This window comes from Crenobacter oryzisoli (assembly GCF_030385785.1).
In the GTDB taxonomy this organism is placed as follows: Bacteria; Pseudomonadota; Gammaproteobacteria; order Burkholderiales; family Chromobacteriaceae; genus Crenobacter_A; species Crenobacter_A oryzisoli.
Map to the genome: position 1 here is coordinate 34,869 of NZ_JAUEDK010000001.1, position 24,087 is coordinate 58,955.

At 64.5% G+C, this 24,087-nt stretch carries 24 protein-coding genes and 2 other RNA genes; 13 read left to right on the forward strand and 13 right to left on the reverse strand.

Annotation, left to right across the window (positions count from 1 at the left end; translation table 11 throughout):
- Positions 1-14 precede the first annotated feature (14 nt).
- Complete coding sequence (locus QU481_RS00175; RefSeq protein WP_289827835.1) at positions 15-380, reverse strand: Mth938-like domain-containing protein; 366 nt, start codon at positions 378-380, stop codon at positions 15-17.
- A gap of 186 nt (positions 381-566) precedes the next feature.
- On the opposite strand from QU481_RS00175, the gene QU481_RS00180 reads away from it, so the two are divergent.
- The 4 genes from QU481_RS00180 (at position 567) to thrC (ending at position 4,976) form a co-directional block, all read left to right on the forward strand.
- The gene (locus QU481_RS00180; protein ID WP_289827836.1) at positions 567-1,796 is read left to right on the forward strand and encodes a pyridoxal phosphate-dependent aminotransferase; all 1,230 of its coding nucleotides are present in this window, start codon (positions 567-569) and stop codon (positions 1,794-1,796) included.
- 124 nt (positions 1,797-1,920) lie between these two features.
- The gene (locus QU481_RS00185; RefSeq protein ID WP_289828007.1) at positions 1,921-3,231 is read left to right on the forward strand and encodes a homoserine dehydrogenase; all 1,311 of its coding nucleotides are present in this window, start codon (positions 1,921-1,923) and stop codon (positions 3,229-3,231) included.
- Positions 3,224-3,559, forward strand: a complete 336-nt coding sequence (locus QU481_RS00190) for a hypothetical protein (protein WP_289827837.1) — start codon at positions 3,224-3,226, stop codon at positions 3,557-3,559. Before QU481_RS00185 ends, QU481_RS00190 begins: the two co-directional genes overlap by 8 nt.
- Positions 3,560-3,566: 7 nt before the next feature.
- Positions 3,567-4,976: a threonine synthase gene (gene thrC, locus QU481_RS00195; RefSeq protein ID WP_289827838.1), complete on the forward strand. Its 1,410-nt coding sequence runs from the start codon at positions 3,567-3,569 to the stop codon at positions 4,974-4,976.
- A 69-nt stretch (positions 4,977-5,045) separates the two neighbouring features.
- Here thrC and QU481_RS00200 read toward each other — a convergent pair whose 3' ends face one another.
- Complete coding sequence (locus QU481_RS00200) at positions 5,046-7,139, reverse strand: autotransporter outer membrane beta-barrel domain-containing protein (RefSeq protein ID WP_289827839.1); 2,094 nt, start codon at positions 7,137-7,139, stop codon at positions 5,046-5,048.
- A gap of 161 nt (positions 7,140-7,300) precedes the next feature.
- Here QU481_RS00200 and flgA point away from each other — a divergent pair, with 161 nt between their 5' ends.
- From flgA to QU481_RS00225, 5 genes are all read left to right on the forward strand, one after another.
- Positions 7,301-7,978, forward strand: coding sequence for a flagellar basal body P-ring formation chaperone FlgA (gene flgA, locus QU481_RS00205; RefSeq protein WP_289827840.1), 678 nt, complete (start codon positions 7,301-7,303; stop codon positions 7,976-7,978).
- 86 nt (positions 7,979-8,064) lie between these two features.
- Positions 8,065-8,358, forward strand: a complete 294-nt coding sequence (gene flgM, locus QU481_RS00210) for a flagellar biosynthesis anti-sigma factor FlgM (RefSeq protein WP_289827841.1) — start codon at positions 8,065-8,067, stop codon at positions 8,356-8,358.
- A gap of 40 nt (positions 8,359-8,398) precedes the next feature.
- Positions 8,399-8,863 carry a flagella synthesis protein FlgN gene (locus QU481_RS00215; RefSeq protein WP_289827842.1) on the forward strand — a complete coding sequence of 155 codons (465 nt, stop codon included), beginning with the start codon at positions 8,399-8,401 and terminating at the stop codon, positions 8,861-8,863.
- An 88-nt stretch (positions 8,864-8,951) separates the two neighbouring features.
- Positions 8,952-9,872, forward strand: coding sequence for a CobD/CbiB family protein (locus QU481_RS00220; RefSeq protein ID WP_289827843.1), 921 nt, complete (start codon positions 8,952-8,954; stop codon positions 9,870-9,872).
- A gap of 158 nt (positions 9,873-10,030) precedes the next feature.
- Positions 10,031-11,419: a DEAD/DEAH box helicase gene (locus tag QU481_RS00225; RefSeq protein WP_289827844.1), complete on the forward strand. Its 1,389-nt coding sequence runs from the start codon at positions 10,031-10,033 to the stop codon at positions 11,417-11,419.
- Between the two features lie 69 nt (positions 11,420-11,488).
- Here the strand turns inward: QU481_RS00225 and QU481_RS00230 are convergent, their stop codons facing one another.
- From QU481_RS00230 to purM, 11 genes are all read right to left on the reverse strand, one after another.
- A complete protein-coding gene (locus QU481_RS00230) occupies positions 11,489-11,827 on the reverse strand; it encodes a DUF2322 family protein (protein WP_289827845.1) in 339 nt (112 codons plus the stop codon).
- Between the two features lie 152 nt (positions 11,828-11,979).
- Complete coding sequence (locus tag QU481_RS00235) at positions 11,980-12,534, reverse strand: hydrolase (protein ID WP_289827846.1); 555 nt, start codon at positions 12,532-12,534, stop codon at positions 11,980-11,982.
- Between the two features lie 139 nt (positions 12,535-12,673).
- Positions 12,674-12,748: non-coding RNA, sX9 sRNA (locus QU481_RS00240), on the reverse strand.
- A gap of 62 nt (positions 12,749-12,810) precedes the next feature.
- Complete coding sequence (locus tag QU481_RS00245; protein ID WP_289827847.1) at positions 12,811-14,055, reverse strand: uracil-xanthine permease family protein; 1,245 nt, start codon at positions 14,053-14,055, stop codon at positions 12,811-12,813.
- Between the two features lie 100 nt (positions 14,056-14,155).
- Positions 14,156-14,788 carry a uracil phosphoribosyltransferase gene (gene upp / locus QU481_RS00250; RefSeq protein WP_289827848.1) on the reverse strand — a complete coding sequence of 211 codons (633 nt, stop codon included), beginning with the start codon at positions 14,786-14,788 and terminating at the stop codon, positions 14,156-14,158.
- A gap of 261 nt (positions 14,789-15,049) precedes the next feature.
- Positions 15,050-15,373: a Grx4 family monothiol glutaredoxin gene (gene grxD / locus QU481_RS00255; RefSeq protein ID WP_289827849.1), complete on the reverse strand. Its 324-nt coding sequence runs from the start codon at positions 15,371-15,373 to the stop codon at positions 15,050-15,052.
- 187 nt (positions 15,374-15,560) lie between these two features.
- Positions 15,561-16,964, reverse strand: a complete 1,404-nt coding sequence (locus QU481_RS00260) for a chloride channel protein (RefSeq protein WP_289827850.1) — start codon at positions 16,962-16,964, stop codon at positions 15,561-15,563.
- Between the two features lie 58 nt (positions 16,965-17,022).
- Positions 17,023-18,270, reverse strand: coding sequence for an RsmB/NOP family class I SAM-dependent RNA methyltransferase (locus QU481_RS00265; RefSeq protein WP_435382717.1), 1,248 nt, complete (start codon positions 18,268-18,270; stop codon positions 17,023-17,025).
- A 3-nt stretch (positions 18,271-18,273) separates the two neighbouring features.
- Complete coding sequence (locus QU481_RS00270; RefSeq protein ID WP_289827853.1) at positions 18,274-19,485, reverse strand: DUF3108 domain-containing protein; 1,212 nt, start codon at positions 19,483-19,485, stop codon at positions 18,274-18,276.
- A 28-nt stretch (positions 19,486-19,513) separates the two neighbouring features.
- Entirely contained in the window at positions 19,514-20,149 is a 636-nt protein-coding gene (gene purN / locus QU481_RS00275; RefSeq protein WP_289827855.1) for a phosphoribosylglycinamide formyltransferase, read from the reverse strand.
- A gap of 87 nt (positions 20,150-20,236) precedes the next feature.
- Entirely contained in the window at positions 20,237-21,274 is a 1,038-nt protein-coding gene (gene purM / locus QU481_RS00280) for a phosphoribosylformylglycinamidine cyclo-ligase (protein ID WP_289827856.1), read from the reverse strand.
- Between the two features lie 265 nt (positions 21,275-21,539).
- Between purM and hda the strand changes: the two genes are divergently transcribed.
- From hda to QU481_RS00300, 4 genes are all read left to right on the forward strand, one after another.
- Complete coding sequence (gene hda, locus QU481_RS00285; protein ID WP_289827857.1) at positions 21,540-22,214, forward strand: DnaA regulatory inactivator Hda; 675 nt, start codon at positions 21,540-21,542, stop codon at positions 22,212-22,214.
- The gene (locus QU481_RS00290) at positions 22,211-22,885 is read left to right on the forward strand and encodes a histidinol-phosphatase (protein WP_289827858.1); all 675 of its coding nucleotides are present in this window, start codon (positions 22,211-22,213) and stop codon (positions 22,883-22,885) included. The genes hda and QU481_RS00290 overlap by 4 nt, the downstream gene beginning before the upstream one ends.
- A gap of 126 nt (positions 22,886-23,011) precedes the next feature.
- Complete coding sequence (locus QU481_RS00295; RefSeq protein ID WP_289827859.1) at positions 23,012-23,884, forward strand: ATP-binding protein; 873 nt, start codon at positions 23,012-23,014, stop codon at positions 23,882-23,884.
- A gap of 121 nt (positions 23,885-24,005) precedes the next feature.
- Positions 24,006-24,080, forward strand: a non-coding RNA gene (locus tag QU481_RS00300) — sX9 sRNA.
- Positions 24,081-24,087: the final 7 nt, after the last annotated feature.

Sequence of the window (24,087 nt, forward strand, 5' to 3'; positions counted from 1 at the left end):
GAGTATCCGCTTGGTTAGCCCAGCAACACTACCAGTACCCGGCGGTCCTCGCCCAGCAGGATGTTGAAGGTGCGGCAGGCCGCCTGGCTATCCATCACCTCGACGCCGATGCGTGCGTTGGTCAGTACCGCGGTCAGGCGCGGGTGCGGGAAACGGATGTTTTTGCCGGTGCCGAACAGCACCACCTCGGGGCTGTAGTCGGTCAGCATCGCGAAGTGCTCCGGCGTCAGAGAGACGAAATCGGCCACCGGCCATGTTTCGATGCGATCGGCGGTGACGATCAGGCTACCATCGTGGCGCTCCTCGTTGATCAGGACGTAGCCGTCGCCGTAACCGGTGAAGCGGTTCGAGCCCTCGCTCGTTTCTTGATTGAATTTCATCGCCGAAGTCCTTGGAAACACGCGTTTTGTGTCGGTGGCGCTGAGGGGCGCGCGTCCCTCGCAGCGCAGCAAAGTTTGGGATAGGATTATACCCTGACCCGCGCAGCGGTCGCCGCACTGCCGCCCGCGCGCCCTACAAGAGACAAAGAACCAGAGAGCCAGCACGCTCTGCAACCAAAGACCGCCATGCAGCCCATCCATAAATCGCAGAAACTCGCCAACGTCTGCTACGACATCCGTGGCCCGGTGCTCGACCATGCCAAGCGGATGGAGGACGAAGGCCATCGCATCATCAAGCTCAATATCGGCAACCCGGCGCCGTTCGGCTTTTTCGCGCCGGACGAGATCATCGAGGACATGATCGCCAATCTGCAGAACGCGTCCGGTTACACCGATTCGAAGGGGCTGTTCGCGGCGCGCAAGGCGATCATGCACTACGGGCAAGAGAAGCAGCTGCCCACCGTCGGTATGGAGGACATCTATATCGGCAACGGCGTGTCCGAGCTGATCGTAATGGCGATGCAGGCATTGTTGGACAACGGCGACGAGGTGTTGGTGCCGGCGCCCGACTACCCGCTGTGGACCGCTGCGGTCAGTCTCGCCGGCGGCCGGGCGGTGCACTATCTGTGTGACGAGTCGGTAGGCTGGATGCCGGACATCGACGATATGCGTGCCAAGATCACCCCGAACACCAAGGCGATCGTGGTGATCAACCCGAACAACCCGACCGGCGCGGTCTACCCGGTACCTGTGCTGCAGGCGATCGTCGAGGTGGCGCGCGAGCACGGCCTGATCATCTACGCCGACGAGATCTACGACAAGGTGCTGTACGACGGCGTCACTCATACTTCGATCGCCAGCCTCGCTCCCGACCTGCTGTGCGTGACCTTCAACGGGCTGTCGAAGAACTACCGTGCGTGCGGCTTTAGGGCAGGCTGGATGTGCGTGTCGGGCGAAAGGAAGCACGCGCGCGACTATATCGAGGGGCTGAACATGCTCGCGTCGATGCGCCTGTGCCCGAACGCGCCGGGCCAGTACGCGATCCAGACCGCGCTGGGCGGCTACCAGAGCATCGACGATCTGGTGCTGCCGGCCGGGCGCCTCGGCCGCCAGCGCGAGCTCGCCTACCAGCTCTTGACCGACATCCCGGGCGTGAGCTGCGTGAAGCCGCAGGGCGCGCTCTATATGTTCCCGCGCCTCGACCCGGCGGTGTACCCGATCAAGAACGACCAGCAGTTCATCCTCGACCTGCTGCTCGAGGAGAAGGTCTTGCTGGTGCAGGGCACCGGCTTCAACTGGATTGCGCCGGATCACTTCCGCGTGGTATTCCTGCCCAATACCGATGACTTGACCGAGGCGCTGGGCCGGGTGGCCAATTTCCTCGGCAATTACCGAAAGCGCCACGGCACCGACTGAGTTTCGGACCGCGACGCCCGAAACCGCTGGACACCGCAAACGGGGAGCCATCGGCTCCCCGTGTGTGCATGAATAGATGCCCACCGGGCACAAGAATGACCAGGACAAAGAAACAGGAGCAATGATGAAGCCGATCAATATTGGCGTGATGGGGGTTGGAACGGTCGGTGGCGGTACCGCTCAGGTACTGCGTAACAATGCCGAGGAAATCAGCCGCCGCGCCGGCCGGGCGATCCGCCTGTTCATGGCCGCCAACCGCGACGTGGAGCGTGCCCGCGAGGTGTGTGGCGACGACGTCACCGTGGTCGATGACGCGTTCGCGATCGTCAACCATCCCGAGGTGGACATCGTCGTCGAGCTGATCGGCGGCGACACCATCGCCAAAGAACTGGTGCTCAAGGCGATCGAGAACGGCAAGCACGTGGTCACCGCGAACAAGAAGCTGTTGGCGGTGCACGGCAACGAGATCTTCGCCCGCGCGCAGGAGAAGGGCGTGATGGTGGCGTTCGAGGCGGCGGTGGCGGGCGGCATCCCGATCATCAAGGCGCTGCGCGAGGGCCTGTCGGCCAACCACATCGAGTGGATCGCCGGCATCATCAACGGCACCTCCAACTTCATCCTCACCGAGATGCGCGAGAAGGGCAGCAACTTTGCCGACGTGCTGGCCGAAGCGCAGCGCCTCGGCTACGCCGAAGCGGACCCGACCTTCGACGTGGAAGGCCATGACGCCGGCCACAAGCTGACCATCATGGCGTCGATCGCGTTCGGCATCCCGATGCAGTTCGACAAGTGCTACCTGGAAGGCATCAGCCAGCTGACCGCTAAGGACATCAAGTACGCCGAGGAGCTCGGCTACCGCGTCAAGCTGATCGGCTTGACCCGCCGCACCGACGCCGGCATCGAGCTGCGCGTGCACCCGACGCTGATCCCGGAGAAGCGGCTGATCGCCAATGTGAACGGCGTGATGAACGCGGTGCTCGCCAAGGGTGACGCGGTTGGTCCGACGCTGTACTACGGCGCGGGCGCCGGCGCCTTGCCGACTGCCTCGGCCGTGGTCGCCGACATCGTCGACGTGACCCGCCTGCTCACCTCCGACCCGGAGCACCGCGTGCCGCACCTGGCGTTCCAGCCGGACCAGCTCAAAGACCTGCGCATCCTGCCGATCGACGAGATCTACAGCAGCTACTACCTGCGTATCGGTGCGGTGGACCGCGCCGGCGTACTCGCCAACATCACCAGCCTGTTGGCCGAGCAGGGCATCTCGATCGAGGCGGTGATCCAGAAGGGCTCGGTGTCCGACGGCTCGGCCGAGGTGGTGATCCTCACCCATCTGGTGCAGGAAAAGGCGGTCAACGCCGCGATCGCCGCGATCGAAGCGCTCGACAGCGTGGATGGCAAGGTCGTGCGCCTGCGCATGGAAGAACTCAATGGCTAAACGGGTATTGTGGCTGGCCGGCATGCTGTTGTGCGCTACCAGCGCCATCGCCGGCGCTGGCGAGCAGCTGACCGGCCAGGGGCGTGAGATCACGCTGAAGGGCTTGTCGCTGTTGTGCATCAACAAGGCACAGGACTCGCCGGTCGGTGCCCTCTTGGCCGGCCCGAACCCGGAGCGGATGTGCACCTGCACCGCCGAGAAAGTTACTGCCTCGCTGTCCAAGGAGGACGTGATCGCCATCATCGGCGGCGAGGTCAAGGTCAAGGACGACCCGCGCCTGAAGGGCATGCTCGAGCAGGCCGCGCTCTCCTGCCTCAAACCACGGTAAAAGAATCATGCGTTACATCAGTACCCGCGGCGGCCTTGCGCCCGCCGCCTTTTCCGACATCCTGTTGATGGGGCTGGCGCCGGACAGCGGCCTCGCGCTGCCGGAGGCCTATCCGCAGATCGACCGCGGCACGCTGGATGCTTGGCGCGGCCTGTCCTACCCGGAGCTCGCGTTCGAGGTCATCCGCCTATTCGCCGACGACATTCCCGAGGCGGATCTGAAGGACATCGTCAACCGTACCTACACCGCCGCCGCGTTCGGCTCGGCCGACATCACGCCGGTGAAGCGCCTGAAGGACGGCCTGGCGATCCTCGAACTGTCCAACGGTCCGACGCTCGCGTTCAAGGACATGGCGATGCAGCTGTTGGGCAACCTGTTCGAATACGTGCTCGAGAAGCGCGGCGAGACGCTGAACATTCTTGGCGCTACCTCCGGCGACACCGGCAGCGCCGCCGAATATGCAATGCGCGGCAAGCACGGCATCAACGTGTTCATGCTGTCGCCGTCCGGCAAGATGAGTGCGTTCCAGCGTGCGCAGATGTACAGCCTGCAGGACGCCAACATCCACAACATCGCCATCGCCGGCCTGTTCGACGACTGCCAGGACATCGTCAAGGCGGTGTCGAATGACCACGACTTCAAGGCAACGCACAAGATCGGCACGGTCAACTCGATCAACTGGGCGCGCGTGGTCGCGCAGGTCGTGTACTACTTCAAGGGTTACTTCAACGCCACCGCAAGCAACGACGAGAAGGTCAGCTTCTGCGTGCCGTCGGGCAACTTCGGCAACGTTTGCGCCGGCCATATCGCGCGCCAGATGGGGCTGCCGATCGAGCGGCTGATCGTTGCGACCAACGAGAACGACGTGCTCGACGAGTTCTTCCGCACCGGCGTGTACCGCCCGCGCAGCAGCGCCGAGACACACATCACCTCCAGCCCGTCGATGGACATCTCCAAGGCATCCAACTTCGAGCGCTTCGTGTTCGATCTGGTCGGCCGCGATGGCGATGCGGTGCGCGCACTGTGGGCCAAGGTCGACAGCGGCGAAGGGTTCGATCTGTCGGCCAAGCTCGATGAAGTGTGCGGGCGATTCGGTTTTGTGTCCGGCCAGAGCAGCCACGCCGACCGGATCGCGACGATCCGACAGGTCGATGCCGAGGATGGCGTGGTGGTCGACACGCATACCGCCGACGGCATCAAGGTGGCGCGCGAGCTGCGCCGTGCCGGCGAGACGGTGGTGTGTCTCGAGACCGCGCTGCCGGCCAAGTTCGCTGACACCATCGTCGAGGCGCTCGGCAAACAGCCGCCGCGTCCGGCCGGCTTCGAGGGCCTGGAAGCGCTGCCGCAGCGGGTGGTCGAGCTGCCGGCCGATGCCGCCCGTGTGAAGGCGCTGATCGTCTCCGAACTCGGCGAATAAGCCGGTTTCAAACGCCGCCCAGCAAAAAGGCCAACCCAACGGGTTGGCCTTTTCGTTGCCGAGTGTGACTCAGAACGACGCGGCGAGTCCCAGCGTTACCGCATGCAGGTTGCCGGTGCTGCGCCCGCTGGTGGTCGCCAGTTCGCCGTAAGCGCTGACGGTCTTGGTGAGCTTCGCCGAGGCACCGAGCTTCCACTCCGCCCAGTTGCTGTCCGGCTTGCCGACCGTGGTGGTGAACAGGCCCGGCTGGGTATTGAGGCCGACCGCGACGCTGCGCGCGTCGTCCTTGAACTCGTGCACCCACGAGGCGTTGGCGTACGGGGTGAACTGGCCGAACGTGCCTTGCACCTGCCAGCCGACCTTGCTCAGGAAGGAACTGAGGTTCTGCTTGTCGAAGTTCATGCTGGTGCTGAGGTTGCCGTCCTCGGTGATACCACCGACCTTGACCTTGACATAGTCGAGACCGACAACCGGACCTGTCTGGACCGGGCCGATGTCGAACTGGTAGCCGCCGTTAACGCGCCAGCCGTACTGGTTGGTGCGGGTCGTGCCGTTCATCGTGCGTACCATCGGGCCGAGCGTCACCTGACGGTGGGTGTCGATATGGCCATTGCCAAGGTGCAGATCGCCATCGGCCCAGTAGTGGTCCATCTGCCAGCTGGCAAGCAGTGCCATCAGCTGCTGGCGGCTGTCGAAATCGCCCTGGTTATCGACACTGTTGTCGCCCTTGCCGGCGGCAAACGCCATGCCCAGCGTCAGTGTGTCGGTCGCCTGGAAGTCGATGCCCAGCGTGAGGAGCTTGCCACGGGTCTTGCCACTCAGGGTGTCATCGTCGAGCGAGTCAGGCCGCCAGCCACCGCTGGCGAAGCCGCTGACGGTGCCTGCCTTGCGTGGCGTTGCACGCAGTGCCTGGTAGCGGGAAGTCAGGGCGTCGCCGAGCTGGCGCGACGCGTTCAGGCCAGTTTCCGGCAGCGCGGCGGCGAAGGCCGGCGCGGCGAGCAGCGAGTAGATGTACTGGCCGAGTATCGCATCCGCCTGCGGTGTCGGATGGCGGTCGTCGGTGAACAGGTAGGCCATCCCGGCCACGAAGGCTGGGTTGGTTTGCGAGGCGACGGCCGAGCTACAGATGATCGCGCTGACGCCGACCGGGCAGGCGCTACCGGTGACGTTGGTGAAGCCGTACGCCGTTGGCGAGGCGATGATCTCGTTCAGCAGCGCGGCGATGTCCGGGCGCACGATGCCGACGCCCAGCCCGGACAGGCCCAGGTTGGCCGCGGCGTTAAAGCCCTGCGACAACTGTTGCAGACCCGCCTTGGTAGCGGTGACCGCTGCGGTGACGGCCGCCACGGACTGACCGGAGGCGGCGGCGGCGGCGGCGATGGCCTGATTGAGCGCTGCCTGTTCGTCTGCCGCATTGCTGGTTTTCACCGTCGACAATACTTTCCATGCGGCGTATGCACCGTTCACGAAATTCGGATTGCTGGTGTTGCCGCCGAACAACTGGCTCAGGCCTGCATAGAACGATGCCGGCGTGATCGAGAAATCCGGCAAGTTTGGCACGATGATGGTTCTGGCACCGAGCGCCTGTAGGGAGCCGACCTGGGTGGTGAGCGAGCCGGCCGAGGTGAGGATGTAGTTGGTCGCTGCCTGGCTACCCTGGATAGCGCCGATGGTCGCCGCAGCCGGTACGTCATTGCCGCCGGCCCAGATGAAATACGCGGCGTTCGGGTCGGCTCGGCCACCGGTGCGGGCGAGATAGTCCTGCACCTGTTGCGGTACATCGCGGATAGTGATGCCCGGAGTACTCGGACCGGTGCTGGGTGGGGTGGCGGTCTGCGCCTGCGCGCCACCCTGGGCGAAGTTGTTGCCGTTCGGGTTCAGGCCATCGGTCGCGTTGGTGGCGGTGACGCCGAGACCGAGCTTGCCGGCTAGCACACTGGCAACGTTCGGGCCGTAATCGAGCGTCCAGCGGGCATTGGCCGGCAGAGTGATGGTTTGGCCGCCTAGGGCAGGGGGCAGTTTAAAGGGCTGGCCGGCGAACGCGCCGGTATCGGTCAGGCTGTCGCCGAAGAAGTAGATATTACTGTAGCCCTGGGCCAGCGTAGCTGGGGCAGCCAACGCCAGGCTGATGGCGCAGCTCAAGGCAGCAAGACGCAGTTTCATTAATAGTTTCCCCTCTTGTTATTAGCTAATTTTGTCAAACGTATGTATGGAGTCAGTGCTCTACTGTGTATGTTTATTGCATGTTCATTTCATCTGTCAACCCATTTGAGGTTTTCACCGGATTCTGGGTTTTGCCGGATGGCAGAGGTACAATGGCCCGCATGTCGAACAGAATTTTCGCGCTGCTCTTCTTCGTCCTGGCGGGACACGTCCTGGCGGCTGTACCGGCTGCGGCGCCGGTCGAGAGCGCGCTGCGCCGCTTCCTTGATGCCGAACTGCAGCACCGTAAGGCCAGCTATCAGATCGGGCCGCTCAGCTCATTCGACGGGCTGCAGCCCTGTCCGCAGCCGCCGCGGGTCAGCTGGCCGCCCGGTGCCCAGCCCGGCGGCAGCACCCAGGTCAGCGTGGCCTGCCCCAGCATCGGTTGGGTTGTGAAGGTGCCGGTGACGATCCGCGAGACTCGCTACGGCATGGTGACGACGCGGGCGATCGGCGCGGGTGAAGTGCTGGCCGACACTGATGTGCAGCGGGTGGTGGTACCGAACCCGACGCTGGCGCGCAGCGTGCTGCAGGAGCCGGGCGAGGTGGTGGGTCAAAGTGCCAGGAGTGGCATCCCGGCTGGCAGCTGGCTGCGCGCCTTCATGCTGCGCCCCCCGCAGGTGGTGAAGGCCGGCCAGAAGGTGCAGGTGCACGCGGGAGGCGACGGCTTCGCGGTGCTCGCCGACGGCATCGCCAACCGCAGTGCGGCAGCGGGCGAGGTGGTGGCAGTACGGATGGGCTCCGGCCGCCTGGTACAGGGAGTGGCACAGAAGGACGGTACCGTGCAGGTGCAGTACTGAATGCGGTCGGAAAAAAACCGTTAAAGATTGCAGACTTGTCGCCGATAATTGCAGTAATAATGCAATGCCGAGCGCAAGGATTTTTTATGAAAGTCGAGACTAACCGCAGCCTGGCGGCTGCCTATGGCACACCGAGCCGGTCGACCCGCAAGGACGACGAAGTGCAAAGTGGAACCACTGGCGCTACCGACAGTGTCGCGATCAACCCGCTGGCGAGCCAGATCAGCGCGGTCGAGCGCAGCGTCGCGTCGGAACCTGCGTTTGATGCCGGCAAGGTCGAGGCGATCCGTTCCGCTATCGCCGCAGGCACCTTCGAGGTGAACCCGGGCGCGATTGCCGACGGGCTGATCGCCTCCGCGCGCGAACTGCTGGGGCGCTGAGCTGCGGGACGTCCGACCGTCCTGACAGAGAGAGTTGTGCATGAGTGATATCACGCTGCGCTTTACTGCCGCCTGCGAAAGTGAGACCGCCCAGCTGAACCGGCTGGGCGAAGTGCTTAATGAGGAGCAGCGGGTGCTGATCAACGGCCTGACGCTGCACCTGGAGCCGGTAGCGCGCGCAAAGGCAGTGCTGCTCGAAGAGCTCGCCTCGCTGTCGGTGCTGCGCGAGCGGTGTCTGTTCGAGCTTGGCATCGACTCTCAGGCTGCGCTCAATGGTTGGCTGGTCGACAAGCCGGCGGCGCTGGTTGCCTGGCAGGCGCTGCAGAGCGCGCTGCATAAGGTACAGGCCATCAACGACCTGAACGGTCAGTTCATCAACGAGAAGATGACGCGTACCGATGAGGCGCTGAAGGTGCTGCGCGAGGCGGCGATCAGCACGCTCGGTTACGAGCGCAATGGCAGCCCGCCGTCACTAGGCGGTGGCCGCCGCTTCGGATCAGTCTGAATCCCTCCGCGACGCCCGCCACCGGTGGGCGTCGCGCTACCAACTGTGGTATCTTGACGCTGGGCCTGCGATCAACCACCCGATACCGATGACCCTGTTATCCCTTATTTTGGCGCTCGCCCTAGAGCAGCTGCGCCCGCTCGGCAACCGCAACCGCGTCTGGTTGCTGTTCACCCGTTACGCCAACCAGCTGGAGCGCAACTTCAATGCCGGTTCCAACCGCCACGGCGTATTCGCTTGGCTGATGGCCATCGTCCCGCCGGTGCTGGTGGCTTGGGGCGTGTATGTGCTCTTCTTCCGGATCAGTCCGATCTTGGCACTGGCGTGGAACGTATTGGTGCTCTACCTGACAATGGGCTTCAGGCACTTCTCCGGCGCCTTCTCGGAGATGTCGAGGGCACTGAGCGAAGGGCGCGATCTCGATGCGCGCCAGGCGCTGCGCGACTGGACTGGCCAACCGACCGCCGAGTTGTCGACGGAGGAAATGGCGCGACTGGCGATCGAGCAAGGGGTGGTGGACAGCTACCGCCATGTGTTCGGCACGATGTTCTGGTTCGTGGTGCTGCCCGGCCCGGTCGGCGCGGTGCTGTACCGGATGGTGACGATGCTCGGCCAGAAATGGGGCGAGCGCAGCTTGGAAGACGACCAGTTCGGCCGTTTCGCCGCCAGTACCTCGGCCTGGCTCGATTGGTTGCCGGTTCGGTTGACTGCAGCGAGCTTCGCCGTAATGGGCGACTTCGAGGACGCGATCTACTGCTGGCGCTCGCAGGCGCGCACTTGGGGGAATTACGCTAACGGCATTCTGCTGGCAACTGCAGCCGGCGCGATCGGCGTGAAGCTGGGTGATCCGCTGCGCCAGGACTACACGGTGCGCTATCGCCCCGAGCTGGGGCTGGGCGATCCGGCCGATCCGAGCTTCCTGAAGAGCGCGGTCGGCTTGGTGTGGCGCTGCGTCCTGCTATGGCTGGCCGTGGTCCTGCTGCTGAGCGTTGCTCGTCTGCTCGGCTGAGTCGCCGCCATAGAGCAACGCCGCCCCGACCGTGGAGGCGGCGTGCTTTTTTTTGGGCGCGGGCTCGATTGATAATAATTTGATGAACATACACGAAAGGGTTGGCCGATACCGCGGGGACGGGATCGGCCAGCCCTTCCTGTTGCAGGAGTAATGGAATGTCCTTTGCAGAGCTGGGGCTGGCGCCCGAGATCCTGCGGGCGATCGACGAGCTGGGCTACAGCACGCCGACCCCGATCCAGGCGGCGGCGATCCCGAAGGTACTGAGCAGTCGCGACCTGTTGGCCGCCGCCCAGACCGGCACCGGCAAGACTGCCGCGTTCATGCTGCCGATTCTGGAACGCTTGAAGAAATTTGCGTCGAACAGCGCGTCGCCGGCGATGCACCCGGTGCGGGCGCTGATCCTGTCGCCGACCCGCGAGCTGGCCGACCAGATCGCGGTCAACGTCAAGGCGTATACCAAGTATCTGCCGCTGCGTCACACCGTGGTGTTCGGCGGCGTGAACATGGACCCGCAGACCCAGGAACTGCGCCGCGGCGTGGAGATCGTGGTGGCGACGCCGGGCCGTCTGCTCGACCATGTCGGCCAGAAGACCATTCAGCTGAACAAGGTCGACATTCTGGTGCTGGACGAGGCCGACCGGATGCTCGACATGGGCTTCATCAACGATATCCGCAAGATTCTCGGCATGTTGCCGAAAGAACGCCAGACCCTGCTGTTCTCGGCGACTTTCGCGCCGGAGATCAAGAAGCTGGCCGAAGACTTCATGCGTAACCCGGAAATGATCGAAGTGGCACGTCAGAACGCCACCTCGGATCAGGTCGAGCAGCTGGTGTACGCTGCCGACGTCGGCCGCAAGCGCGGCCTGCTTGAGCATCTGATCAAGTCGCGCGACATGAGTCAGGTGATCGTGTTCTGTAAGACCAAACAGAGCGTCGATCAGGTGGCGCGCGATCTGAAGCGACGCGGCCTGTCGGTTGAGGCGATCCACGGCGACAAGGCGCAGGGAGCGCGACTGGAGACGCTGTCGATGTTCAAGTCGGGCGAGCTGCGCGTGCTGGTTGCTACCGACGTGGCGGCACGTGGCCTCGACGTGACCGAGCTGCCGTTCGTGATCAACTACGAGCTGCCCAATTCGCCGGAAGACTATGTGCACCGGATCGGCCGCACTGGACGTGCAGGCGCCAAGGGCGTGGCGATCTCGCTGATGGCGGAGGATGAGCAGAAGCAGCTCGAGGCGATCGAGAAGCTGACCCGCCAGAAGCTGCCAGCCCAGCCTGTGGAAGGCTTCTGGCCGTCATGGATGGCGTCGCCGAAGGGCGAAGCAACCGGCATTGTGCCGAGCAGCACCCAGCCGCAGCGAGCGGCGGGTAACGCGCAGCGTTCGGCGCAGGGGCGCGGCAAGCCGGCGGCTGGCCGCGGCGAGCCGCCGGCCGATGCGGTTGAGTTCCCGTTGATTCCGGGGCGCTTGGTGCGCGGCAAGCGCAAGCGCGAGGTACCGGCGCTGCTGCTGCCGCCGCGCTATAAAGTCGAGCCGCTGCGCTGAGAGCGCGGCCCGCAATAAAAAACGGAAGCCTTGTGGGCTTCCGTTTTTTATTGGCCGACACGGTGGCTATCAGCCGGCGACGTTGGCGAAGAGGCTGACTTGCAGTGCCGGGACGCCTTGTTCTGCGATCGGGAACAGCCGGTCGATGTTCGGGTGCTTGCCCGGGTTGGCTTGCGCGTCGGCGACATGTTCGGCGTAGATTTCGAGCCCGCGCTGCGCGGCGGCCTGGTTGATTTCGCCGAATTCCTTCAGCAGGGCGTGGTAGACCCGTACCGAGCCGGCAGTGCCGGGGCGGTTTTCCAGCCGGGCAACAACGGCGCCGGTGGAGCTGACGAGTTCCAGTGCGTCGATGGCATCGGTTGCCGGCAGGGTGGCCAAATTCGCCTGGAAGTTGCTGGTGATCGTCATCGAGTGATTCCCAATTGGATAGATAGGAAGGACAGGATAGGGGGATCGTCGCAAAATTGCACCTGCTGCACGGCCAAGCGGTCGGCGACGGGCAGGGCGGATGAGGGGGAAGGGCAGGTTGGCCGAAATGTATTCGGCCAACCCGGGGCGTGCTAAGCCGGCTGTTCGCCGACGAGATAACGCTTGCTGGCAGCCTTGAATTCGTCGGTGCCTGCCTGGTGCAGCAGCTCGAAAAGCACCATTTCGCGGGTGACCAACTGGGCGCCCGCGTCGCGCATCCGCGCAAGGCCCGCCAGGTGATCGGCCTCGCGTCGGCTCGATACCGCATCGCTGACTACATACACTTCCTTGTCCTCGTCGAGCAGGTCGATCACCGTCTGCAGCACGCACACATGCGTTTCCATGCCGCAGACGATCACCTGGTCGCGCTGCATCAGGCTGTCGGGCAGGCAGTCGCCGGCGACACAGGAGAAGTGCTGCTTCTCGACCGTGCGCGCAGTCGGCGCCGCATCGCGCAGTGCCGGCACGGTGTGGCCGAGCCCTTTCGGATACTGTTCCGAAAACACCACCGGCACGCCGGTATCACGCACCGCATCGACCAGCCACTGCAAGCGGGCCATCAAGCCGTCGGCATCGTGCACCGCTGGGGCCAGTTTTTCCTGTACGTCCACCACCAGTAAGGTGGCGTGCTCGCGTTGCATCAACATTGTCGTTTCCCTCTGTAGTCGTTGTTGCCGCCTCATTATATCCACGGCCACGCCCCGTGCCGCCAGGCAGAATCGGCAAGCGCAACAAAAAACCCGCACGGTATGTGCGGGTCTGGTTGTCGGAGGGATGCTTAGAACCGGCTCTCAAAGTGTAGCGAGCGGGCGTCAGCTCGGGGCGGACGGAGCGCAGGAACCGGAATGTACTGGAGTACATGAGGATTCCGAGCACCGCCCAACCCGAGATCACGTCTGCGTAGTAATTTTGAGGGTTGGTTCTTAGATGTCCTGGCCTTCGGGAATCCCATCATGCCGATCCGGTGCCGTCGGCAGGATCAGGTTGAGCAGAATTGCCAGGATTGAGCACAGGCCGACGCCGACCAGGGTGAAGCTACCGATCTTCAGTTCCAGCGCGCCGATGCCGCAGGTCAGCACCACCGACACGATCACCAGGTTGCGCGGTGCCATCAGGTCGACCTTCGATTCGATCAGCGTCTTCAAGCCAATCGAGGCGATGGTGCCGAACAGCAGCACCATGATGCCGCCCATCACCGGCATCGGGATCGACAGCAGGAGAGCGTTGAACTTTCCGAAGAACGCCATCGTGATCGCAAACAGCCCTGCCCAGGTCATGATCACCGGGTTGAAGTTCTTGGTGATCATCACAGCGCCGGTCACTTCGCCGTAGGTGGTCACCGGAGGACCGCCGATCAGGCCGGCCACGCATACGCCCAGGCCATCGCCGGCCAGCGTGCGGTGCAGGCCCGGGGTGCGGGTGTAGTCCTTGCCGGTTACGCCGCCGATCGCCATCACGCCGCCGATGTGCTCGATCGCCGGGGCGATCGCCACCGGCAGCATGAACAGCGCGGCGGCCCAGTTCACCTGGGGAGTAATGAAGTGCGGCGCCGCAAACCACGGTGCGGCGGCGAGCTTGCTGAAGTCGATCACGCCGAGCATCGCGGCGGTGGCGTAGCCGACGGTCACGCCGGCCAGGATCGGCACCAGGCGGAAGATGCCGCGGCCGAAGATGGCCACGATCACCGTGGTGGTCAGCGAGACGCCGGCCAGGATCAGCGCGGTGTCGTAGGGGATAACCTGGTGGCCACCGGCGCGCCCCATCGCCATGTTCGAAGCGACGCCAGCCACTGACAGGCCGATGATCATGATTACGGGGCCAATCACCACTGGCGGCAGCAGGCGGTTGACTGCCTCGACGCCGCGCCAGCGCACCAGCGCCGCGAACACGAAGTACATGAAGCCGGCAGCGAACAGGCCGAACATCGTCGACGGCAGACCCCAGGTCTGCGTCGCGTAGATGATCGGTGCGATGAAGGCGAACGAGGAGCCGAGGAAAATCGGCACTTGGCGGCGGGTCAAGAGCTGGAACAAGAGGGTGCCGATGCCGGCGCCCAAGAGCGCCATCGACGGGTTCAGGCCGGTCAACAGCGGCACCAGCACCATCGCGCCGAAGGCGACGAACAGGATCTGCGCCCCAGCAAGTGCCTGTTTTACGTGGTTGAACATGAAGCATTATCCTTGTGCGTGAAAGCGCAGCGGTTTTTACCGCTCTCAAAAAAACGCCGCCCGGTGACCGCGGCGGCGTTCTTGCAGAATGGCATCGGGATCAGACGTGCTTGGTACCGAAGATCTTGTCGCCGGCGTCGCCCAGGCCCGGGATGATGTAGCCGTGCTCGTTGAGGTGCGAGTCAAGCGAGGCGGTGTAGATTTGCACGTCCGGGTGCGCCTCGTTGACGACTTTGACGCCTTCCGGCGCAGCGACCAGCACCACTGCCTTGATCTGCTTGCAGCCCTTGCGCTTCAACAGGTCGATGGTGGCGACCATCGAGCCACCGGTGGCGAGCATCGGGTCGATGATCAGTGCGATGCGCTCGTCGAGGCTGTCGACGAACTTGTCGAAGTAAGGCACCGGCTCGAGCGTTTCCTCGTTGCGGTACAGGCCGACCACGCTGATCTTGGCCGATGGGATCATGTCGAGCACGCCCTCGAGCATGCCGAGACCGGCGCGCAGGATAGGCACCACAGTGACCTTCTTGCCCTTGATCTGCTGCACTTCGACCGGGCCGCACCAGCCATCGATGGTGATGGTTTCCAGCTGAAAGTCGCGGGTGGCCTCGTAGGCCAATAGGCGCGCCAGCTCTTGGGTCAGCGTGCGGAATTTCGAAGTGCTGATCTCACCTTCGCGCATCAGTCCGAGCTTGTGCTGGACCAGCGGGTGATTGACTACGGAGATGTTCATGTGAGCCCTTACCTTATGAGAAAGCTGCCTTTCACGGAGGGTACGGTGAAAAACAGCTTCCGGTCGTTGCGTTCCGGCCGTGTAGGCCGGTAGATTGTATTCAAGGTATGGGACGCGATTTTAGCGTGGCTTACGCTGCGAAATCCACGCCATACCTGATGTTTATGCACACGGATTGGCATTTCGTCCAGGCTTGTCTCTCTTTAGACAAAAATAAAGCCATTCCGGAAGGAATGGCTTGCTGGCTGATGCCTTAGACGCTTATTCGGCCGCGTTCAGGCCCTTGATCAGTTCCTGCAGTTCGCCCGACTGGTACATCTCGGTCATGATGTCCGAGCCGCCAATGAACTCGCCGCTCACGTACAGCTGCGGGATGGTCGGCCAGTTCGAGTACTCCTTGATGCCCTGGCGCACAGCCGGGTCGGCCAGCACGTCGATGGCGGTGAAGCTCTCCAGGCCACAGGCCTGCAGAATCTGAACCGCACGGGCGGAGAAGCCGCACTGCGGGAATTTCGGCGAGCCCTTCATGAAGAGCACGACCGGGTGGGTGGTGACGGTGTGACGCAGCGCTTCTTGAATGTCCATGCAGTCTATCCTTGCGAAATACCTGACTTATTAAGTTGGTTATTGTAGGTCGCTCGCGGCAGGCCGGTCAATTGGTGCCGCTATTCAACCTCTCTTAAGCATTGTTGCTCATTCTTGCCATACATCTCGTACAGTGCGACGAAAAAGCGGGTAGCTCTCGCTTTCTGTGGCAGAGCGCTTAGCGCTCTTAGTCGGGGTCGTGCTGCAGGGCTTCGCTCGCGGCTTTTACCGGCGTCGCCGGCTTGGGCAGCCGTGGGGCAGCGAGTTGCTTGAGCAGCAGGTGTGCCTGCCCATCGTACAGCGAGTGGCGCGACACGATCCGGGACACGCTGGAGGCGATCAGCGCGGCCGCCATCAGCGGGATGATCATTCCGTTCGAGTCGGTCATTTCCATCACGATCACGAAGCCGGTCATCGGTGCCCGGGTCATGCCGGCGAAGAACGCCACCATGCCCAGCAGCACCAGCGCGGTGTAAGGCAGGCCCGGCAACAGGTGCGACACGTTCAGGCCGAAGCCGGCGCCGACCGCCAGCGACGGTGCGAACATGCCGCCGGGCGCGCCGCTGATATAGCTGAGCAAGAGCGTGATCAGCTTCAGCACGCTGTAGCCTTCCAGCCCGGCGCTGTGGCCCTGGATGATGTCCTGGGCGCGGTAGTAACCGGTGCCGAAGGTGCTGCCGTTGCTGGCGATGCCGATTGTGGCAATCACCACGCCGCAGCCGACGGCGAACAGGATGGGACGGCTGTTGCGCCAGTGGGCCAACGGGCCGGGCAACTGGTGGGAGAACGCCAGGATCAGCTTGGCGGTGAGACCGCCGACCACGCCGCCGAGCAGGCCGGTGACCGGAATCGCGTACCAGCCGGAGGCCAGCGGCAGGGTAGTGCTGGTGACGCCGAAATAGTTGTAGTTGCCGATCAGGGCGGTGGCGGTGAGACCGGCGAGGATTACCGACAGCAGGATGGTCTTGCTTGAACGCTGGTCGAGTGTACGGCCCATTTCCTCGATGGCGAACACGATGCCGGCGAGCGGAGTGTTGAACGCGGCAGCGACGCCGGCTGCGGCGCCGGCCAGGATCAGTCCGCGCGCAGTGCCCTCGTTGGCAAGCGCTGCCTTGCGGTCGAACGAGTACTTGATCGCCGCGCCGACCTGGACGATGGGGCCTTCGTAACCGAAGGTCGCACCAGACGCGATGCCCAACAGTGTCAGCACCATCTTGCCGGTCACGACGCGCAGTGTCAGGAACTGCTCGCGGATTGCCACCGCGCCCGGCTGCAGGCAGGCGATCGCCTGTGGGATGCCACCGCCGCCGGCGCCGGTGAAGTAGCGGTTGAGCAGCCAGACCGACAGCCCGAGGCCACCTGGGGTGATCAGTAGCGCCCAGTACGGCGACGCATGGTAGGCGACATCGAACCAGCGGTGCAGCAGGTGGCTGCCGCTGGCAAGGGTGGTTGCCGCCAGGCCGACCAGGATCGCCGCCAGCCATATCGACGCCCGGCGGCGCCACAGTCCTACCGAGAGGTAGAAGTTGCGCAGTCGCCGGCTCGAGCGTGATTGGTACGGCGCGAACGGGGGGAACCCGGGCTTGGACATGGCGGGCGCCTTTCAGACGCTATTTTGCTGTTTGCTAATATTGCAATATTACGGCTGATCAGGCCTTTCTGACCAGTACCGCAGCGAAGAAGCCGTCGGTGTTGTGCAGGTGCGGCTGCAGTTCCAGGCAGTCGCCGGTGTCGAGCGCGATCTTCTGTTCGGCCAACAGCTGGTTGGCGGGCAGCAGTTCGAACTCGGGATGGGCGGCGAGGAAGGCGTCGACGATGGCGCGGTTCTCCTGCGGCAGCAGGCTGCAGGTGGCGTAGACCAGCCGGCCGCCGGCCTTCACCAGCCGCGCGGCCGACGCGAGGATGCTCGCCTGGATATCGTTCAGCTCTGCGACGCTCTTCGCGCTCTGCCGGTATTTCAGGTCCGGGTTGCGGCGCAGGGTGCCCAGGCCCGAGCACGGCGCGTCGACCAGCACGCGGTCGATCTTGCCGGCTAGGCGCTTGATGCGGGTGTCGTTCTCGTTGGTGATCAGCTGTGGAGTGACGTTGGAGAGGCCCGAGCGCGCCAGCCGCGGTTTGAGATTGGAGAGGCGTTTCTCCGAGATGTCGAACGCGTACAGCCGGCCGCTGCTGGCCATCATCGCGCCGAGCAGCAACGTCTTGCCGCCGGCGCCGGCGCAGAAGTCCACCACCATTTCGCCACGGCGGGCGCCGACCAGGATGCCGAGCAGTTGGCTGCCTTCGTCCTGCACTTCGATTGCCCCGTCGAGGAACAGCGGGTGCTTGTTCAGCGCCGGCTTGCCGGCCAGGCGGATGCCGATCGGCGAGTACGGCGTCGGTTCGGCGGCGAGGCCCGAGTCGCGCAGCGCGGCAAGCGCGGCGTCGCGCTTCATCTTCAGGGTGTTGACGCGCAGGTCGAGCGGCGCCGGCTGCATCAGCCCGGCACCGAGCGCGCGCACCGCGTCAGGGCTGGGGTCGGCGAGGCGTTCGATCACCCAGTCGGGCAGTTCGGACTCGACGCTGAGCGTATCCGGCTGCGGTGCGGCGCGCACGCCGTCCAGCCACTGGCGCTCGTTGTCCTGCAGGAGGCGGTCGAGCACCTCCGGGTTGATGTCGCGTGCGCACGCCAGCGTCGCCAGCATCAGTCGGCGCGGCGTACGCTTGGGGGCGACCAGCGCCGACACGCGGCCGTAGTGGCGCAGGCAGGCGAAGGCGGTTTCGGCGATCTCGTGGCGGTCGTTGCTGCCGAGCTTCGGGTTTTCGCGGAAATAGCCGGACAGCACGGCGTCGGCCGGGCGGTCGAAACGGACGAGACGGCCGATCACGGCCTCGATATGCGGGAGTTGGTGCTGAGTAATCATCTATTTTCCGGAGCTGCGGGTCGGCGACGTCGGAAGCGTCCACTCGTCCTGCTCATTGATGTTGATCGCGGTAATGCGTAATTCCAGTTTCTTGTCCGGGTCGATCCAAATGACACGGATCGGCAGGTTGGCGTAGCCCGGGGCCAGCCAGAATTCGGCGCTATTCTCGTTGCTGGTGGCTCGGACCACGACGGCCCGCATCTTGCCTGCGCCGGTGTCGAACACCGTTTCGCCTGCGGGTTTCAGGGGGTAGCTGTACACCTTCTTGCCGGTGGTGATCTGCGTGAGGCCCAGCTGCGCGCCCTTCAGCGCCAGCTGCCATGTCTGGCTCAATAAGTCCTGCGCGCCCGGTTCGAGCTTTTCCTGCTTGCCGTCCGCGTAGTGCAGTATGCCGGCGGCCCAGTCGAACTCGGCGTGTTCGCGCGGCTGGTCGTTGCGGAATGCCTTGTAGCTGTCGGGCTTGAGGCTATTTCCGTCGAGGCTGCCGCGCGATTCGTAGCGCAGCCGTTGGCCGAGGCCGTTTGCTTTCAGGGTCAGCTGGTAGCTGCCGCTGCCGCGCTGCCAGGTGATCTGACCTATGCCTAGCAACAAGCGGCCGTAGAACACTTGGTAGCTTAGGCGGGCGGTGTTTGGGAAGCGCGTGAGCGGCTGGCTGGCGCGCAGCATGCCGTCGGGGCCGACGCCCTGGCCCGGCCAGCTCTTGCCCTCGGCGACGGCCCGGGCTTCGGCGGCGGCGGCGGACGCCTGTGCCCTGGAGAGCTTGGCCGAGGTCGGCTCGGAGGCGGCTTGGCGCTGCGCCTTCGGCGCCGAGCTGGCGGCGACGTGCTCGGTGGCAGCTGCGGACGCCGCGGCGGACTCTGCCATCGTCTCGGTGGCCGGCGCGCTCGCTTCGGCCAGCGGTGTCGATGCCTGCTTGACGGCTAACATGGGCTTCGGCGCGGCGGCGCGGTGCGGTTTCCTGCGCTTTGGCGGCCTGACCGGCAGGGTGTGGGGCGCCGGCAGCAGTGCGAGCGTCGCCGGTGGGGGCGGCTGCTGGACCGACGGAGCGGACGCGTCGAGCGACATCGCCTTCAACTGCACATCGAGCGGCTTGAGCTTGCCGTCATCGGGCAGCTCGAGCGTGGCCGGCGGGATGAAGTCGCCGGCCAGAAAGCCCAAATGCACCAGTAATGACAGCAGCAGTGCCAATACGATGGCGAGACGTTTACGCATTGCGCTCCAAAAGCCCGTTCGACGCTACTCAGTCTAGCGGCACGGCCAGGCGGGCGTTGGTTGGCTTTTCGTCGGCGACCAGCACGCGCAGGCCGTCGAGGCTCAGACGGCCGGCGACGAACTGGGCGACCGCTTGCGGGTAGAGGCGGTGTTCCTGCTCGAGCACCCGGGCGGCCAGCGTTGCCTCGGTGTCGTTGTGGAACACCGGCACCGCGCCTTGCGCGACGATCGGACCGTGATCGAGCTCGGCGGTGACGAAGTGCACGGTGCAGCCGGCGATGCGGCAGCCGGCGTTGATCGCCTGCTGGTGGGTGTGCAGGCCTGGGAAGGACGGCAGCAGCGACGGATGGATGTTGAGCATCCGGCCTGCGTAGTGGGCGGTGAAGCCCTGGGTGAGGATGCGCATGAAGCCGGCGAGCACCACCAGGTCCGGTTGGTAGCCGTCGATCAGCTCGGCGAGCGCGGCGTCGAAGCTTTCGCGGTCGGCGAACTGCTTGTGATCGAGCACGGCGGTGGCGATGCCACGCTCGGCGGCCCAGGCGAGACCTGCGGCGTCCGGGCGGTTGCTGATCACTGCGGCGATGCGCGCGCCGGGAATCTTGGCGTCGACGATTGCCTGCATATTGGAGCCGCGGCCGGAAATCAGGATGACGAGGTTTTTCATTCGGAGTCTTGTGCGAGTAGGGGGCCGAAACAAACCGGCGCTAGCGGGCGGGTGCCCGGTAGCGCCGTTGGTCATCAGAACGCCGGGTTACGCTACCTGGGTCTGGTGCTCGTCGCCCTGACGCGGACGGATGCTGCCGATGCGGTAGACGGTCTCGCCCTGTTCAGCCAACAGTGCGGCGGCCTTGTCGGCGTGTTCGGCGGCGACGATCACCACCATGCCGATGCCGCAGTTGAAGGTGCGGTACATTTCCTGCGCGTCCACCTGGCCCTGCTCCTGCAGCCACTGGAACAGCTTGGTCTGCGGCCAGCTCTTCGCATCGATCTGGGCGACGACATTGACCGGCAGCACGCGCGGGGTGTTCTCGGTGATGCCGCCGCCGGTGATGTGCGCCATGCCCTTGACCGGCAGGGTGTCGATCAGCTTGAGCAGCGGCTTCACGTAGATGCGGGTCGGGGCGATGATCGCCTCGCGCAGCGTCTTGCCGCCGTCGAACGGGGCGTCGAGGTCCGGCTGGGCACGGTCGACGATCTTGCGCACCAGGCTGTAGCCGTTCGAGTGCACGCCGTTGGAGGCGAGGCCCAGCACCACGTCGCCGGCGACGATGTCGCGGCCGGTGATGACGCGGCTCTTCTCGACCACGCCGACGGCGAAGCCGGCCAGGTCGTATTCGCCGACCGGGTACATGCCCGGCATCTCGGCGGTTTCGCCGCCGATCAGCGCGCAGCCGGCTTGTTCGCAGCCGGCGGCGATGCCCTTGATCACCTCGGTGGCGCGTGGCACATCGAGTTTGCCGCAGGCGAAGTAGTCGAGGAAGAACAGCGGTTCGGCACCCTGTACCAGGATGTCGTTGACGCTCATTGCCACCAGGTCGATGCCGACGGTGTCATGGCGGTCCCAGTCGAAAGCCAGCTTGAGCTTGGTGCCCACGCCATCGGTCCCGGACACGAGGACCGGTTCCTTATACTTTTTGCTGATTTCTACCAATGCGCCAAAGCCGCCAAGGCCGCCCAGCACTTCAGGACGCATGGTGCGCTTGGCAAACGGCTTAATGTTCTCGACGAGTGCGTCGCCCGCGTCGATGTCGACGCCGGCATCACGGTAACTCAGGGAGGTGGTGTTCAAAGGAGTCTCTTTCTGCAAACGTAAGCGTAATCGGTGCTTCCGGGGGTCGCCAAAAGCGCCTGTATTTTAACCGATTTCCCCGTGGCTTTGGGCCTGATCTGCGGCACGCCGAGGCCGTTCGTCTGCCGCCTGCTGGTCGGCCGGTGCGGTGCAATGGTGGAAAATGCCGCCTTTTGGTGCCGTTTGATGCTGTTGGGGGCGACTGACGGGCACTTTGCACGTAAACTTGGGGTTCGATTTCAACTGTTCTTGATGACCGCAAGCCTTGGATCAGCTCGTCCTCGACCTTACGCCCGAGCCCGTCTCCGCGTTCGATACTTTCATCGCCGATCGCAACCGCGAATTGATCGCGGCGATTACCGGCGAGACGCCAGAGCGCTTTGTCTATTTGTGGGGCGAAGCGGGCAGCGGCAAGACACATCTCTTGAAAGCGTGGATAGCCCACGCCGAATCGCTGGGGCGTGCATCGATCTACCTGGACGGTCAGACCGAGACGCTGCCCGATTTTGCCCGCGAGGCGAGCTTCATCGCGGTCGATCATGTCGATGCTCTCGACCCGGATAGCCAGATCACGCTGTTCTCGATCTACAACTCGCTGAAGGAGTCCGGCGAGGGCTATCTGTTGATGGCTGGACGCTGCCCGCCGATGCAGGCGCCGGTGCGCGATGACCTGCGCACCCGGCTGGGCTGGGGGCTGGTGTTCGAGGTGAAGGGGCTGTCCGACGAGGACAAGCTCGCGGCGCTGGCACACCATGCCGCGCAGCGCCAGCTGGCCATCCCCGAAGACGTGTACCGCTACCTGCTCAACCACTGGCGGCGCGACCTGGCGAGCCTGACGCAGATGATCGACATGCTCGACCGCTATTCGCTGGCGATGCGCCGGCCGATCACCGTGCCGCTGGTGAAGAACATTCTGCAAACCACCGATAGCGAACCATGAACCTAGCCCTGTTCGACCTGGATCACACTCTGATCGCCGGCGATTCCGACGTGGAATGGCCGAAGTTCCTGATAAAACGCGGCCTACTCGACGAGGCGTTCTACGCCCGCCGTAACGACCATTTCTACGAGCAGTACAAGGCCGGCACGCTGGACATCTACGAGTTCCTCGACTTCCAGCTCGAGCCCTTGACCCGCTTCTCACGCGCCGAACTCGACAGCCTGCACGCCGAATACATGCAGGAGCACATCCTGCCGATCATCCCGAAGAAGGCGCGCGAGCTCGTCGCCGCGCACCAGGCCGCCGGCGACACGGTGATGATCATCACCGCGACCAACCGCTTCATCACTGGCCCGATCGCCCGCGAACTGGGTGTCGAGCTGTTGATCGCGGTCGAGCTCGAAGAGCACGACGACGGCCGCTTCACCGGCAAGCCGGCCGGTGTGCCGAGCTTCAAGGAGGGTAAGATCACTCGCCTGGAGCAATGGCTGGCGGAGCAGGGCAAGACGCTCGCCGACTACGAGCAGAGCTTCTTCTACAGCGATTCGCGCAACGACATCCCGCTGCTGTCGCTGGTCAGCCACCCGGTGGCGGTCGACCCGGACGACACGCTGCGCACCCATGCCGAGGTGCACGGCTGGCCGGTGATCTCGCTGCGCGATCCGGCGTGACGCAACGGCAGTAAGCTTGGCCGAACCGTGGTTCGGCCAAGCTTTTGTCCAGAACCACTAGCCAAACCGGGCCGGCCCCTGTTTGGCTAGTGGCTCTTTATAAGACATAAGACAAAGGGAAAACCGATGGACCGTTTGGATGCCTTCCTGGGCCGTGCCGAAGCGCTGCTCGCCCGGCTCGAACCGCTGCTGCCGCCGGCCCGGCCGGAGCCGGACTGGAACGCCACCGCCTACCGCTGGCGCCGTGCCGGGCTTGCCGGCTGGCTCGAGGCGGTGCACGAGCCGCACAGCTTTCCGCTGTCGGCCCTGACGCATATCGACCGCCAGATCGGCGCGGTGGTGCGCAACACCCGCCAGTTCGTCGAGCGCCGACCGGCCAACAACGTGCTGCTGACCGGTGCGCGTGGCACCGGCAAGTCGTCGCTGGTGAAGGCGCTGCTGACCGAGTTCGCCGGCCTGGGGCTGCGCGTGATCGAGGTCGACAAGTCGCAGCTGACTGACCTGCACGACATCATCGAGCTGATCGCGACGCGTCCCGAGCGCTTTATCATCTTCTGCGACGACCTGTCGTTCGAGGAGGGCGACGACGCGTACAAGGCGCTGAAGACCGCGCTCGACGGTGGCCTGGCACGCCGCGCCGACAACGTGCTGGTGTACGCCACCTCGAACCGCCGCCACCTGATGCCGGAGCGGATGTCGGACAACCTGGCGCACCAGCGCAGCGACGACGGCGAGATCCACCCGGGTGAAACGGTGGAAGAGAAGGTGTCGCTGTCCGACCGCTTCGGCCTATGGCTGACCTTCTATCCGTTCGACCAGGACGCGTATCTGGCCGCCTGCGCAAGCTGGCTCGTCCACTACGGGCTGGCGCTCGACGACGAGGCGCGCCGCGCCGCGCTGCAGTGGTCGCTGACCCGCGGCAGCCGCTCCGGCCGGGTTGCCTGGCAGTTCGCCAGCGACTGGGCGGGGCGAGGCATTGACGAGCGCAAGGCCGACTGAGAAGAGGCCCCCACCGTTGCTGCGCGGACGTGATCTCGGGTTGGGCAGTCGGCGTGCGAATCTATCGCTGGGCGTATCGCAGATAAGCATGCAGAGATTCGCTCAGCGGTCAGGAACCCTCAGGTACTCCAGTACATTCCTGTTCCTGCGCACTGTCCGCTTTTCGCTGGCGGCCGCTCGCGACACGATGAGAGCCTTTTCTG